The following is a 13,914-nucleotide window of genomic DNA, read 5'->3' on the forward strand; positions in this document are numbered from 1 at the left end:
CGATGTGGCGTTTCTCTGCGGCGTTCCTGTGCGGCGTATCGATCCCGCGATCCGGCCGGGTCGCTTGCCGCACACCCGCCTCCTCGTTTGAAAATTTGCGGAAAGAGCCCGTCCATGCAGATCGGCATCAGCGCAACCTTCCAGTTTTTCAAGGTTTTCAGCAAGAAACTGGAAGCGTCGACCGTCTGCAAATTGTCGATATCGAAGTCGCACAGCCTGATCTATGCCGAAATGAGAGATCTCGACATCGTCGAATTGCTGGACGAATCCTTCGATCTCGAATTGGACGGGGTTTTCCTCAAGGTATCCTCGGCGGGCTTCTTCACCTTTTCCGCCACCGGCGGCGGCTCTCCGGAAACCACCCTGCGAAGCGCCTTTCCCCAGTCGCCGGTTCCCGCCTCCGTCGCGGCTGTCACCCGGCCGGTCACCGGCACCACGTCCTTCTGGCTGACGGTCGCGCTGACCGATCCCGATGCCGACGGCGGCCTGTTCTACAGCATCGCCGACATCGGAATTTCCAAGGCGAGCTCGATATCCCTGTCGGCGACCTTCGCCAAGGACACCAAGGCCGCAACCGCCATCCGCAATGCGCTCTACACCGCCAGACTGGATGGTTCGGTCAGCCTGTTCGACATTTTCACCTTCCGCGACATCGCCGTCACCTACAGCATCGTGGAGGGGAAAAAGCTCTCCGTCAGCGGTTCGCTCGACGTCTCCCTGTTCGGCAGCCACTTCACCTTCACCGGCGACATCCAGTCGGACAGCGCCAGGAAGGTCGTCACCGCCGATATCGCAGCGGTCGGGAACGTCGATCTCGCCTCGCTGTTCGATGGCGGTTTTCCGAACATCTCGTTCACCGGCCTCCGCTTCAACCTCCATTATCCGTACGGGCGGAACAAGAGCGCCGCCAAGTTCATGATGCGGGGCAACTGCGATTTCGCCAGCCTCCAATTCACCGGTCTCCTGTATCTGGAGGGCACGAAGCCGACATTGGCCAGCGTCGTCTTCACCCGGTCGGCGTCCATCAGCACCCTGTTCGACCAGTGCATCGAGAACGCATCCTGGCCCTCCGATCTGGTCGACCTGACCCTGCTGGCAGGCAGCCAGGTCTACTACAACGCGACACGGGACCCGCTGACCCTGACGCTGTCCCATGACGGAACAGCCCCGACGCTGCTGCCGGCTCCCGCCGGCGCGGCCGGCCCGCTTCCCGGCGGTCCGAGGAGCGTCACCTACCGCGAGGGCTTCAACGTCGCCGCCTCGTTCGTCCTGACCTTGCTGAAGGACATCGAGATCGCCGGTACCCTCCTGGTCAACGACGAGGGCGTCACCGCCAGGATCGAGATCGCCAAGCCGATCGACATCTATGTCCTGTCGATCACCCGGCAGGGCGACCGCAGTCTCGGCCCCGTGCTGTCCTTGAACACCAAGGGCAGGACAGGATCGCTCGGCTTCGCCGGGTCGCTGCTGTTCTTCCAGGAATCCTTCGGCGTCGCCGCGACCGTCGCCGCCACAAAGAGCGCGGCTGGGAGGCTGAAGATCGAGGCCATCCTTTCCCCGTCCCGGGACTACCTGCCGCTTCTGCACGCATCCGACCGGCTGTCCTTCAGCTACAGCGCCGACCAGGGCTTCAAGGTCGATCACTGGCCGGTGTTCGAGGCGGTCGAGGACATCATTGATTTCTTCAGCACCCTGAAGGAGTTGTCCAGCGCGAAGGGCGGCAACGGCATCTGCGGCAAGATCGTCGACATCATCACCGACAAGCTGCTGGGCCAGACATGGTCCCTGTCTCCCACCTTCGCCTCCGACAGCACCAGGGGCCTCAGCCTGAACCTCAGCATTTCCTACAGCCTGGCCTGCGACGGCAACGCCTTCGCCACCGTCACGCTGAAGGACGCGCTGGTGATCCCCATTCCCAACAGCGTCAGCCTGGACTCCTCCAGTCCGCACTACCTGTGGACGGTCATTGGCAAGGCCATCGAGGGCGCTGCGGAATCGATCGTCCAGGCCCTGCTGAACGACACGGAATCGATCGCCAAGTTCCTGGCGCTGTTCGCCGGCAAGGAGGCTGCGGAGTATGCCGCGACCCTGATCTGCCAGAAGCTGGTCGATGCGGCGCTGGACGCTGCCGTCGACGCCGCCCTTGCCGCCCTGGCCGACGCGGCCGCCACCGCGGCCGGTCCTGCCGCAGCCATCGCGGCGATGGGACCGGCCATCGCCGCCGCCCTTGCCGCCGCCGGCAGCCAGAGCCGTCCCGACGGCGATCCGCCCGCCGCACCGGGCAACCTCGCCGTCACCGTTTCGGGCGGGGTGGTCACCGCCCGCTGGATGCCCAGCAGCGGCGCCCAAGGCTATACGGCCACCCTCTCCGGCCAGGACGGCAAGCCGATTGCCGCCAGCGGCATGTTGGATTACCGGGCGCGCTCCCATTCCTTCGACGTCCGGCCGGAAGCTCTTCCCGCCCACTGCACCATCACCGTCACGGCGACGGGCGACCACGGAACCGGCCCGGCGGCGACCACGGCGGTCACCTATCTTGCCGCTCCTGCCGGCCTCGTGGCCGGGCCGGCGACCGTTTCCGACGGGGGCACCAGCCTGGAGGTCACCTGGACGGGCGTCGACGGTGCCACGTCCTACGCATTGACCGCGGCCGGCCTGGCGACGCTCCACCGGACCGGGCCGGCAACCGCCGCCACGCTGACCTTCGGCCCGGACGAACCGGCTGGCACCTATGTGGTGACGGTCGTCGCCACCGGCGGTGCCGGAACCGTGTCGAGTCCGGCATCCGCGCCGCTGACCCTGACCCGCCTCGGCATCCCCGAGGGGCTGGCTGCCACTGTCGATGACGCCGGCACGGTCGCCCTGCGCTGGACGGCCGTCGCCGGCGCCTCCTTCTACACGGTGACCGCCGCCGGGCCGGTAATGCTGAGCCGAACCGTCACCACCGCCGAAACCACCCTGGCCTTCGGTCCCGACGACCCGGCCGGCGATTACGTGGTGACCGTCGCCGTAACCGGGGAGGAGGGGACCGTCGCCGGCCTGCCGTCCGCGCCGCTGACTCTGATCCGGCTTGGCACGCCCACCGGGCTGATCGCCGCTGCGAAGACCACTGCCGATGTCGCGGCGCCCGCCATGATCGTCGCCAGTTGGGAAACCGTCGCCAATGCCGGCTCCTACCGGCTGATCCTGACCGCGCCGGACGGCACAATTACCGCGGTGCCGGTGGTTGCTGCCGAGGGTGATTCCCAGTCCGGCGAGGTCATGGTGCCGGCACCGGCCGGCGGAGCATGGACGCTGGCGGTTCAGGCATTGCCGCCCGACGGGGAATCCTCGACCGTCGCCGGTACGCTGTCGACCGTCGTCCCCTTTACCGGCCTGCCGGCTCCCACCGGATTGACCATTGTGAGGAGCGTGGCTTCCGATCCGCCCGATGTTGCGGCGGAGGTTCGCTGGAGTGCTGTCGCCCAGGCCACGTCCTATACAGTGACCGCTGTGGGGCCGGCGACACTCAGCGTCACCGTCTCGGCTGCCGAGGCCGTGCTGAGCTTCAACTCCGATGAACCGGCCGGCGAGTATTCAGTGACGGTCACCGCCAAAGGCGGCGAGCAAACCCTTCCCAGTGCGCAATCCGCCGCATCCGCCCTGGTCCGGCTCGCCACTCCCGTTCTGCTGCAAGTCGAGCGCTCTCCCACGGCTTGCGGTGTCATGTGGAACACTGTCGCCGGTGCGGAAGCCTATTTCCTACTTTTGACGACCCCGGACGGAAAGAGCGTGACCGAGACGATCGCTGCGGCCGATACGCGTTATCAGCGTTACGGCAAGTCGCTGAATTTGGAGGCCGAAGGCGACGCCTGGACGGTCGCCCTGCAAGCCTTGCCTGCCGACGACGCGGACCGGGTCGTTGGCAGCCCGTTGAGCGCGCCGGCGACCGCCTTGATCGCTCTGCCGGGAGGGCCGGTCAGGATGGTACGCGACCGCAAGAAAGAGGGCGATCCCGCTGCCTGCGGCCGGGAGGTGATCACGGCCTTCCCGCCCCTGCTTCCCTATGGCCTGGCCAAGGCGATGGATGTCTCTGCATACCGTACCGACGACATTCGTACTGCACTGCGGGCGGCGTTTCCGTCGATTGCCTCCGAACAGTTGAACGAGATCATCCGCCGGCTCGCTCCGCCGACCTATGACCCCTTCGATCTGATCGAAAATTGCCGGGCGCTTGGGATGAGTGCTGCCGATTGCGGCCGGCAGATGATCTTGCTGCATGCAGACTACTACTTCGGCGCTCTGATATTGGCGATGTTCATGGCCGGGTACGGTCAGGATGAGGCCAGGAAAGGAGTGCAGGCAGCCTTTCCCACGATCACCGAGGCCGAAATGGCTTCGGCTATTGCTCAAGTGTATCCCAAAGCGGATTCCGATCATTCCGGTTCGTAACCGGCGGCTGAAGAAGATCATGCCCCGAGGAGTGGTGTAGGATCTGGGTCGCTCATCAGGTTCTCCGGCCGGTCTGGCCGGATGGTCAGGCGGCCACAGCGGGCAGGCTGACGATGGGATCATCGCCGAGCGGGGCGATGGTTTCCAGCGTCATGTAGCGTGCCCGCTGAACGGCCCATTCATCGTTTTGCTCCAAGAGGATGGCGCCGATGAGCCTCGTAATCGCTTCCTCGTTGGGAAATATGCCGACAACCTCGGTGCGCCGCTTGATCTCGCCGTTGAGACGTTCAATCGGGTTTGTCGAGTGGAGCTTGGCCCGATGCTCCCTGGGAAAGGTCATGTAGGCCAGGACGTCTTCTTCCGCCTCGTCCATCAGGGTGGCCAGCTTCGGCAGCTTGGCCCGGACCTGATCGGCCACTTGCCGCCACTGCGTGCGAGCAGATGCCGCATCGTCCTGGGCGAAGGCCGTGGCGATGAAGGCCGCCACGACACGGCGTCCGCTCTTGCCGGCGTGGGCGAGCGCTGTCCTGGAGAAATGGACCCGGCACCTTTGCCACGTCGCCTGGAAGACCCGGGTGACGGCGGCCTTGATGCCGCCATGGGCGTCGGAGATCACCAGCTTGACGCCGCTCAGACCACGGCGCTTGAGCTTGCGTAGGAACTCGATCCAGAAGGTTTCCGCCTCGGACGGGCCGATGTCCATGCCCAGCACCTCGCGCCGGCCGTCGGTGTTGACCGCCACCGCGATGGTCACGGCGACCGAAACGATGCGTCCGTTCTGGCGCACCTTCACGTAGGTGGCATCCAGCCACAGGTAGGGCCAGTCGCCCTCGATGGGACGGCCGAGAAAGGTCTTAACCCGCTCGTCGATCTCGGCGCACAACCGACTGACCTGGCTCTTGGAGATGCCAGACATTCCCATGGCCTGGACCAGATCGTCCACCGAGCGCGTCGAGATGCCCTGGATGTAGGCCTCCTGGATCACCGCCGTCAGCGCCTTCTCAGCCATCCGCCGCGGCTCCAGAAAGCCGGGGAAGTAGGAGCCCTTGCGCAGTTTGGGAATGCGCAGCTCGACGGTGCCGGCTCGGGTTTCCCAGTCGCGATCGCGATAGCCGTTGCGCTGAACCAGTCGCTCGGCCGACCGTTCGCCATGACCGGCGCCGGTCAGGCCCTGCACCTCCAACTCCATCAGCCGCTCGGCAGCAAAGCCGATCATCTCGCGCAGAACATCGGCATCCGCGCCCTTCTCAAGCATCGCGCGAAGCGCCATCATCTCGTCGGTCATCGTGGTCACCCTTCGGTCGGGTTGAGGTGTGGTGACCAGACTCTATCGAAGAACCGCGATGACCGCCCCGCTATGGATAACCGGCCCGCCTACGCCAGCCATCGGAGGGCGCTACGGCGGGCCGGTTCCCCACAGCTCCTACACCACCCCGTGGGGCACGACCCGATCCGGGGGCTGCGGCCGGGCTTGCCGCGGGATGAGGCGTGGGGGATGGCGCAGGAAGCCTTGCGCTTGCTCGTCCCTCACGCGCGACGGCGGGGGCGGAGCGTGCTTTTGTCCTTGACCTATGTGGCCAAGGCCTTGCGGGTCACGGCCCCGCCAGGGGCGCCGGACCCGGTGCCGGCGGACCTGGACAGCATCCTGCACGCCGCCCGCCGGGAGGCGGCACCGGCTGTTTGCGGAGAGTAAGGGACGCGCGGCGCGTCCCCTATTCGCCACGCCCGCCCTGTCACTCCTGGAACCGCAGCGCGATGGCCTTGAAGCGGTCGGCGTTTCGCAGGAAGGCGTCCGCCACGTCGGGATCGAAATGCCGCCCCCGGCCGTCGGCGATGATGCCAGCCGCTTCCTCGTGCGGCATCGGATCCTTGTAGACCCGCTTCGAGATCAGGGCGTCATAGACGTCGGCCAGCGCCATCAGCCGGGCCGACAGCGGAATCTCCTCGCCCTTCAGGCCGCGCGGATAGCCGGAGCCGTCCCACTTCTCGTGATGGGACTCGGCGATCTCGCGGGCGAGGTGCAGGAAGGACGCGGTGCCGCCGCCCAGCATGGCTTCGGCCTGTGCGATCGCCGCGGCGCCCTGCGTGGCATGGCTCCTCATCACCTCCCATTCCCCGGCGGTCAGCTTGCCCGGCTTCAGCAGGATGGCATCCGGAATGCCGACCTTCCCGATGTCGTGCAGCGGCGCCGATTTGAACAGGAGGTCGATCATGTCGTCGGTCAGCACGGCGGCGAAGCGCGGGTGACCCTGCAGTTCCTCCGCCAGCGCCCGGACATAATGCTGGGTCCGCCTGATGTGGGCGCCCGTCTCGTTGTCGCGGGTTTCCGCCAGCGAGGCCATGGCGACGATGGTCACGTCCTGGATGGCCCGCATGTCGGCGGTGCGCCGCTCGACCTCCGCCTCCAGGTAGCGGGTCTTGTCGCGCAGGAAGTCGGCCGCCGCCTTCAGGTTCAGGTGGTTGCGGACACGGGCCTGCAGGATCGGCGCGCCGATCGGCTTGGTGATGTAATCGACCGCTCCCAGCTCCAGCCCGATCCGCTCGTCCTCCTGCTCGGCCAGGGCGGTCAGGAAGACGACGGGAATGTCGCGGGTCGCCGGATCGGCCTTCAGGTCGCGGCACACCCGATAGCCGTCGATGTCCGGCATCATGATGTCCAGCAGGATCAGGTCGGGACGGGGAACCGTGCGGGCGATGCGCAGCGCCTTCTCGCCGCCGTTGGCGACCTTGACCTTGTAGCTGTCGCGCAGCAGGGCCGACATCAGGGCCAGATTGTCAGGCGTGTCGTCGACGACCAGGATCACGGGGCGGTCGCCATTGGACTCGTTGTTCACTGAACTCTCCAGAGGGAAGCGGCCGTCCGCAGGGAGACCGCAAAAGACATCGTCATGCCGGCACTGCCGGCTCCGGCGCGGGGTGGAACGGCAGGGACCGGACCAGCTCCAGCGCCTCGTCGAAATCGAAACGCTCGACCGCGCCGGCCAGCCGGCCATAGGCGTCGCGGCCCAGGGCGGCCTGCAGCGCCGTCCCCTCCTGCCGGAGCAGGGATTGCGCCTCGGGATCGTCCTCGGCCAGCATCGTGGCGAGCCGGTGCAGGAGTTCTCCGCATTCGGCCTCCATCCCGCCGGCGATATCGATGCCGGCCGCTGCAGTGTTCGGCCCGCCCGCCGCCGCCGCTTCCGGCTCCGGCTCCGGCATCGCCCGGTCGATCGCAACCAGCACGCGGGCCAGTTCCTCCCCCAGGCGGACCAGCGGCTGGGCACCGCAGGCCCCGGCCCGGACCAGGCTCTCGACGACCGCCGCCGCGTCGGCCAGCGCCATGGCGCCGATCTGTCCGGCAACGCCCTTCAGGCTGTGGACCAGCAGTTCCGCCCCGGCGGCCTCGCCGGCCTCCAGCGCCGAGGCCAGCCGCTGCCCCGTGTCGCGCTGATCGCTTTGGAAGCGGCCCAGCATCGAACGGTACATGGCGGCATTGTTCAGGACACGCTTCAGCGCGGACGCGGCGTCGATCTCCGGGGCCAGCCGGTCGAAGGGCGGTGGAGGCGGGAGGAGTGCCGCGGCCCGGCCCGCCGGCGCGGCCGGCGGCAGCGGCGCCGCCGGTTCGGCGGCTGCCGGCGGCCGGAGCGCCCAGCGGCCGACCATCGCATAGAGCTCTTCCGGGTCGATCGGCTTGGAAAGATGGTCGTCCATGCCGGCCTCCAGGCAGGCGCGGCGGTCGGCCTCCATCGCGTTGGCGGTCATGGCGACGACCGGGACGCCGGCCAGACCGCCGTCGGCACGGATGCGGCGGGTGGCTTCCAGCCCGTCCATCACCGGCATCTGCATGTCCATCAGGACGAGGTCGTAGCGGTACGCCGCCAGCCGGCCGAGCGCCGCGGCACCGTCATCCACGATGTCGGGACCGGCGCCGGCACTGGTCAGCAACTCGCGCACCACGTCCTGGTTCAGCGGATTGTCCTCCGCCACCAGGATGCGCAGTCCGGCGAGGCTGCGCGCGGCGGCATCCTCCGGCAGCTGGGGAATGAGTGCCGCGGCATCCACCACCATGCCCAGGGCGCGGGTCGCGGCGTCGAGCAAGGTGCTGGGGTTGACCGGCTTGAACAGGACCTCCTCCACCGCGGCCTGGGCGGCGCGGTGCATGATCTCGTGGCCGCCATAGGCGGTGACGAGCACGAAGGCCGGCATCGCCGGTCCGTCCGACAGGCGGCGGATCGCCTTGACCGTTTCCAGCCCGTCGCGTCCCGGCATGCGCCAGTCGGCGAACACGATGTCGAAGGGCCGGCCGGCGGCGACCGCCGCCCGCACCAGCTCCACCGCCCGGTCGCCGCCCTCGGCCTCCTCCACCTCGAAGGTCATCGAGCGCAGCATGTCGCCGATGACGGCGCGCGTGCTGTCGTTGTCCTCCACCACCAGTGCGCGGCGGCCACGCATGCCGAGGACGGGAAGCGGCCGCGGCCCGGCGTCCGCCGCCAGACCGAGCGGCACCTCGAGCCAGAAGCTGCTGCCCTCGCCGGGGCGGCTGTCCACGCCGACGGTGCCGCCCATCAGCTCGGCCAGCCGTTTGCAGATGACAAGGCCGAGGCCGGTGCCGCCGAAGCGGCGGGTGATCGACACGTCGGCCTGCTGGAAGGGCTGGAACAGGCGGGCGCGCGCCTCCTCCGACAGGCCGATGCCGGTGTCGCTGACGGTGAAGCGCAGGACCATGCCGCTGCCCTGCCCGCTTCCGTCCTGCCCGCTTCCGCCCCGCCCCACATCGCGGACGGTCAGCTTGATCTCGCCGCTGTCGGTGAACTTGATGGCGTTGTTGGCATAGTTCAGCAGGATCTGGCCGAGGCGGAGCGGGTCGCCGACCAGCCGCGACGGCAGGTCGGTCCCGACATCCAGGACCAGTTCCAGGCCCTTCGCCGCGGCACGCTCCACCACCATGTCGGTGACGCCGCGCAGCACCTGTTCCAGGTCCATCGGGATCGCCTCGATGGCGAGCTGGCCTGCCTCGATCTTCGAGAAATCCAGGATGTCGTTGATGATCGACAGCAGCGAGCGCCCGGCCTGGAGGATCTTCGCCGCCTGGTCGCGCTGGCCCGGCGCCAGGCCCGACCGCAGCAGGATGTGGGCCATGCCCATGATGGCGTTCAGCGGCGTGCGGATCTCGTGGCTGACATTCGCAACGAAGGCGGATTTCGCGCGGTTGGCGGCGTCGGCCCCGCGGACGGCATCCTCGAGCTCGCGCTGGACGCGCTTGCGCTCGGTCACGTCGCGGACGATCCCGGTGAACAGCAGCTCGTCGCCCAGCCGCACCTGGCTGATCGACAGTTCCAGCGGAAACTCCTCGCCGGTCTTGCGCCGGCCGGTGGTCTCGCGCCCGATCCCGATGATCCGCGCCTCCCCGGTGTCGAGGAAATGGCGCAGATAGCCGTCATGGGCCGAGCGGTCCGGCTCCGGCATCAGCATCGAGACGTTGCGGCCGACGACCTCGTCGACCCGGTAGCCGAACATGCGGGCGGCGCTCGGGCTCCAGCGCTGGACGATCCCGCGGCTGTCGATGGTGACGACGCCGTCGACCACGGTGTCGAAGATCGCCTGCAGGCGCGCCTCGCCCGCCTTCGCCTCATGCTCCAGCGCGAGCCGGCGGCCGACCTCCTCGCGCAGGGCGCGGGAGGTCTCGACCTGCTGCCCGGCGAAGGCGGCGGCCATCGTCGTCATCGCCATCGAGACCGCGAACACCACGATCAGGATCGCCAGGGTGGTGGGCGGCAGCGACATCCCGACCCCGTCGGGGTTGGGCGTCGGAAAGAAGACCGCGGCGGACATGGCGGTATAATGCATGCCGGCGACCGCCGCCCCCATCACCGCCGCCGAGGCCAGCATGGTCAGCGTGCGCTGCCGGGTCGAGGTCGACCGCCCCGCCTGCCGCCGGATGCCGAGCGAGACGAAGGCCAGGGCCACGGCGACCACGACCGACACCAGCACCATGCCTGCGTCATAGCGCAGGAAGCCGTCCAGCCGCATGGCCGCCATGCCGGCGTAATGCATGGCACCGATCCCCGCGCCCATCAGCACCGCGCCGACGCACAGCTCCTTCAGCCCGGCCTGCTGCGGCCGTCCGATCACCGTCAGGGCCACCGCGCTGGCCAGCATGCCGGGCAGCGCCGACAGCATGGTGGTGCCGACATCGTAACTGACGCCGCAGGGCAGCGAGAAAGCCAGCATCCCGATGAAATGCATCGACCAGATGCCGCCGCCCATGCTGACGGCGCCCGCCAACAGCCACACCGCCCAAGCGAGCCGGCGGGCGGTGGCCAACCGCTGGGCGATCATCAATGCGCCCAGCGACGCCAGCATCGCGACGAAGACGGACAGGACGATCAGTCCGGGGGCATGGGTCCCGGCCATCGCCGTCTCCAGCGGACTGGGTGGAGCGGGCCGGAAGAAGGCATCGAGCCAGAGGGTCATTCAGCGGAGCCGGACGGAGCGATTTTAACCGAGCGGATTAGTCGGCTAAAATTGTAGGTATCCGTCCGTTTCCGTCAACCGATGCTTTTTGGAAGCACCTACGCAAAAAGGCATGCATGTGCCCCCGTTCTCCCCCTCCCGTGCGGGAGGGGGAAGGACAGGCCGGTCAGGCGGCGTCCTCCTTCAGCACGCCGCGGCGGATCTGGTCGAGCTCGATGGATTCGAACAGGGCCTTGAAGTTGCCTTCGCCGAAGCCCTCGTTGCCGATGCGCTGGATGATCTCGAAGAAGATCGGGCCGATGACGGTCTGGGTGAAGATCTGCAGCAGCAGGCCCTGGCCCTCGGTCGGCGCGCCGTCGACCAGGATGCGGTTGGCACGCAGGCGCTCCAGATCCTGGTCGTGGCCGGGAACCCGGGCGTCAACGCCTTCGTAATAGGTGTCGGGCGTGTCCTGGAACGGGGTGCCCAGGCCGCGCATCGTCTCCACCGTGCGGACGATGTCGTCGGTGCCCAGCGCGACATGCTGGATGCCTTCGCCGCGATAATCGCGCAGATACTCGACGATCTGCGACTTGTTGTCGGCGGACTCGTTGATCGGGATGCGGATCTTGCCGCAGGGACTGGTCATCGCCTTCGACCGCAGGCCGGTCAGCTTGCCCTCGATGTCGAAATAGCGGATCTCGCGGAAGCCAAACAGGCGGGTGTAGAAGCCGGCCCACTCCTCCATCCGGCCGGTGTGGACATTGTGGGTCAGGTGGTCGATGTAGGTCAGGCCGGCGCCCTTGGGATGCTGGTCCACCCCCGGCAGCGGCACGAAATCCACCTCGTAGATGCTGCCGCGGTCGGCGTAACGGTCGACGAGATAGATCAGCGAATCGCCGATGCCCTTGAGGGCGGGGATGTTCAGCTCCATCGCCCCGACACGCGTCTCCACCCCCCAGGCGCCGAGATCCAGCGCGCGGCGGTAGGCGAAGGCGGCATCGGCGACACGGAAGGCGATGGCGCAGATCGACGGACCGTGCAGGGCGGCGAAGTTGCGCGGAAAACCGGCCGGCTCGGCATTGACGATGAAGTTGACGTCGCCCTGGCGGTAGAGCGTCACGTCCTTGGACCGGTGGCGGGCGATGGCGGTGAAGCCCAGCTGCTCGAACAGGCGCCCGAGCGCCTCGGTGTCCGGCGCCGTGAACTCGATGAACTCGAATCCGTCGGTCTTCATCGGGTTTTCCCACATATCGGCCATGGTCGCGTCTCCGGGTGGATGTGATGCGGTCAGTATGGCTGACTGTTGATGGAAATAGCTTTCAAAGCGACGCGGCCAGACCTATGATTTTGGCAGGATTCCTCATATCTGGCCGTCTGACCGGAGAAATTTTCCGTTGTCTGCTTCCCTGTCGGAAATCGACGTCAAAATCCTGATTGCCCTGCAGGAGGATTCGCGCCTGACCGTGCAGGAGCTGGCGGATCGCGTCGGCTCCTCCCCCTCCTCCTGCTGGCGGCGGCTGCGCTCGCTGGAGGAGACCGGGGTGATCCGCCGCTACACGGCGCTGGTCGATCCCAAGGCGGTGTCGGTCGGCGAATGCGTCTTCGCCCATGTCACGCTCGACCATCATTCGGCCGAGACCGCCGCCGTCTTCATCGAGGCGGTGCGCAAGCGGCCGGAAGTGCTGGAATGCTACGCGGTGTCGGGCGATGCCGACTATCTGCTGCGGGTCGCGGTGACGGCGATCGCCGACTACAACCGCTTCCTGGAGGAGTTCGTCTTCCAGTTGCCCTTCCAGGTCCGCATCCGCTCCAACTTCGCCCTGAAGGAGATCAAGTTCGAGACGGCGCTGCCGTTGGGAAGCGGGGCGCCGTAGCCGTCCCGTCCCGTCTCCCGCCCCTACCCCGCCACCCGCCGCTTGGCCCGCATGGCGGCCGCGGCGGCTGCGGGATGCGGGCCGGCGATGCGGTCGAGCAGCAGGTCCAGGCCGGTCCGGCTGGTCTCGTAGGCGACGCGGGCGCGGGTCAGCGTCTGTGCCGACGCGACAGCAAGCGCCTCGCGGTCGTCGGCCCAGGCCGCCAGGATCGGCAGCGCCGCCTTCACGAAGTCGGCGTCCTGCGGCACCAGCCCGTCGGCCGGGATGTCAGAGCCGATGCAGCCGCGCTCGTAGGCCAGCACCGGCACGCCGGCGGCCATCGCCTCGAACAGGACCAGCGGCTGCGCCTCGTTGCGGTAGCGGGTGGGGAAGACGAAGACGTCGATGTCGCGGTAGAAGGCCTCCTTGGCCTCGCCATGGACCGGGCCGTGATATTCGACCGCGCCGTCGAAGGCCATCAGCCCGGCGGCGACCATGGCATCGTCCCTGGGCTTCAGCCCCGGCCCGGCCAGCACCAGCCGGGCGTCGACGCCGTCCTGCTGCAGCGCGCGCAGCAGGGCGAACAGCGTGTCCAGCCCCTTGTCGGCGCACAGGTTCGACAGATGGCCGATGCGCAGCGGCCCGTCGCGCCGCGGGCGCAGGGCGGCGGCGGGGACGGAGAAGATGGCGTTCGACATGGTCATGCAGGTCCGCGCCGCCGGATAGACCGACTGGAAACGCATCTGCATCGCCGGGCACAGCAGGACATGGGTGCAGCCGGCCCCGGCGATCCGGGTCAGCAGCCGCATCCGCCAGGTGGGCTTGGCAATGGTGGCGAAGGAATGATGGTGCAGCACCCGCTCGTAGCCGAGCATCCGCGCCGTGCCGGCCAGCGCCGCGGTGTAGAGCGCGCCCCAGCCGGAATCGACCGGCATGTAGAACCGCCGGTCCGGGCGCCGGATGCCTCCGAACAGCCGGCCGACCGTGCCGAACACCCGCCCCGCCTTGCGCAGGTGGTAGGCCGCGCCGCCGCCGTTCCAGCCCGGCGACAGGTCGGCGACCTCGACATCGCCGCGCCCCCGCATCCGGTCGCGCAGACGGTCCAGCACCAGGGCGGTCACCCGGCTCATCCCGTCCACCGGCGGCGGCAGCCGCCCGGAGACGACCACATGGGGACGCGCGTTCGGTTCCATCG

At 68.1% G+C, this 13,914-nt stretch carries 7 protein-coding genes; 2 read left to right on the top strand and 5 right to left on the bottom strand.

Translation table 11 applies throughout. The annotated features are described in order from the left end of the window. The first annotated feature begins 114 nt into the window (after positions 1 to 114). Complete coding sequence (locus AL072_RS25475) at positions 115 to 4,431, top strand: phage tail protein (protein ID WP_045583848.1); 4,317 nt, start codon at positions 115 to 117, stop codon at positions 4,429 to 4,431. Positions 4,432 to 4,516: 85 nt separating this feature from the next. On the opposite strand, the gene AL072_RS25480 is transcribed toward AL072_RS25475, so the two are convergent. From AL072_RS25480 to hppD, 4 genes are all read right to left on the bottom strand, one after another. Further along, on the bottom strand, positions 4,517 to 5,716 hold the full coding sequence (locus AL072_RS25480; RefSeq protein WP_045580661.1) for an IS256 family transposase: 1,200 nt from the start codon (positions 5,714 to 5,716) through the stop codon (positions 4,517 to 4,519). 448 nt (positions 5,717 to 6,164) lie between these two features. Further along, positions 6,165 to 7,193 (bottom strand): HD-GYP domain-containing protein, encoded by a 1,029-nt coding sequence (locus AL072_RS25490; protein WP_245637003.1) that lies wholly within the window; start codon positions 7,191 to 7,193, stop codon positions 6,165 to 6,167. A 124-nt stretch (positions 7,194 to 7,317) separates the two neighbouring features. Then, a complete protein-coding gene (locus AL072_RS25495; RefSeq protein ID WP_082109136.1) occupies positions 7,318 to 10,884 on the bottom strand; it encodes a response regulator in 3,567 nt (1,188 codons plus the stop codon). A 166-nt stretch (positions 10,885 to 11,050) separates the two neighbouring features. Then, entirely contained in the window at positions 11,051 to 12,124 is a 1,074-nt protein-coding gene (gene hppD, locus AL072_RS25500; protein ID WP_045583845.1) for a 4-hydroxyphenylpyruvate dioxygenase, read from the bottom strand. A 136-nt stretch (positions 12,125 to 12,260) separates the two neighbouring features. Between hppD and AL072_RS25505 the strand changes: the two genes are divergently transcribed. Further along, the gene (locus AL072_RS25505) at positions 12,261 to 12,740 is read left to right on the top strand and encodes an Lrp/AsnC family transcriptional regulator (RefSeq protein WP_045583844.1); all 480 of its coding nucleotides are present in this window, start codon (positions 12,261 to 12,263) and stop codon (positions 12,738 to 12,740) included. Positions 12,741 to 12,763: 23 nt separating this feature from the next. Here AL072_RS25505 and AL072_RS25510 read toward each other — a convergent pair whose 3' ends face one another. Continuing rightward, positions 12,764 to 13,912, bottom strand: coding sequence for a glycosyltransferase family 4 protein (locus AL072_RS25510; protein WP_045583843.1), 1,149 nt, complete (start codon positions 13,910 to 13,912; stop codon positions 12,764 to 12,766). Between the last annotated feature and the right edge of the window lie 2 nt (positions 13,913 to 13,914).

Source organism: Azospirillum thiophilum, from assembly GCF_001305595.1.
GTDB lineage: Bacteria > Pseudomonadota > Alphaproteobacteria > Azospirillales > Azospirillaceae > Azospirillum > Azospirillum thiophilum.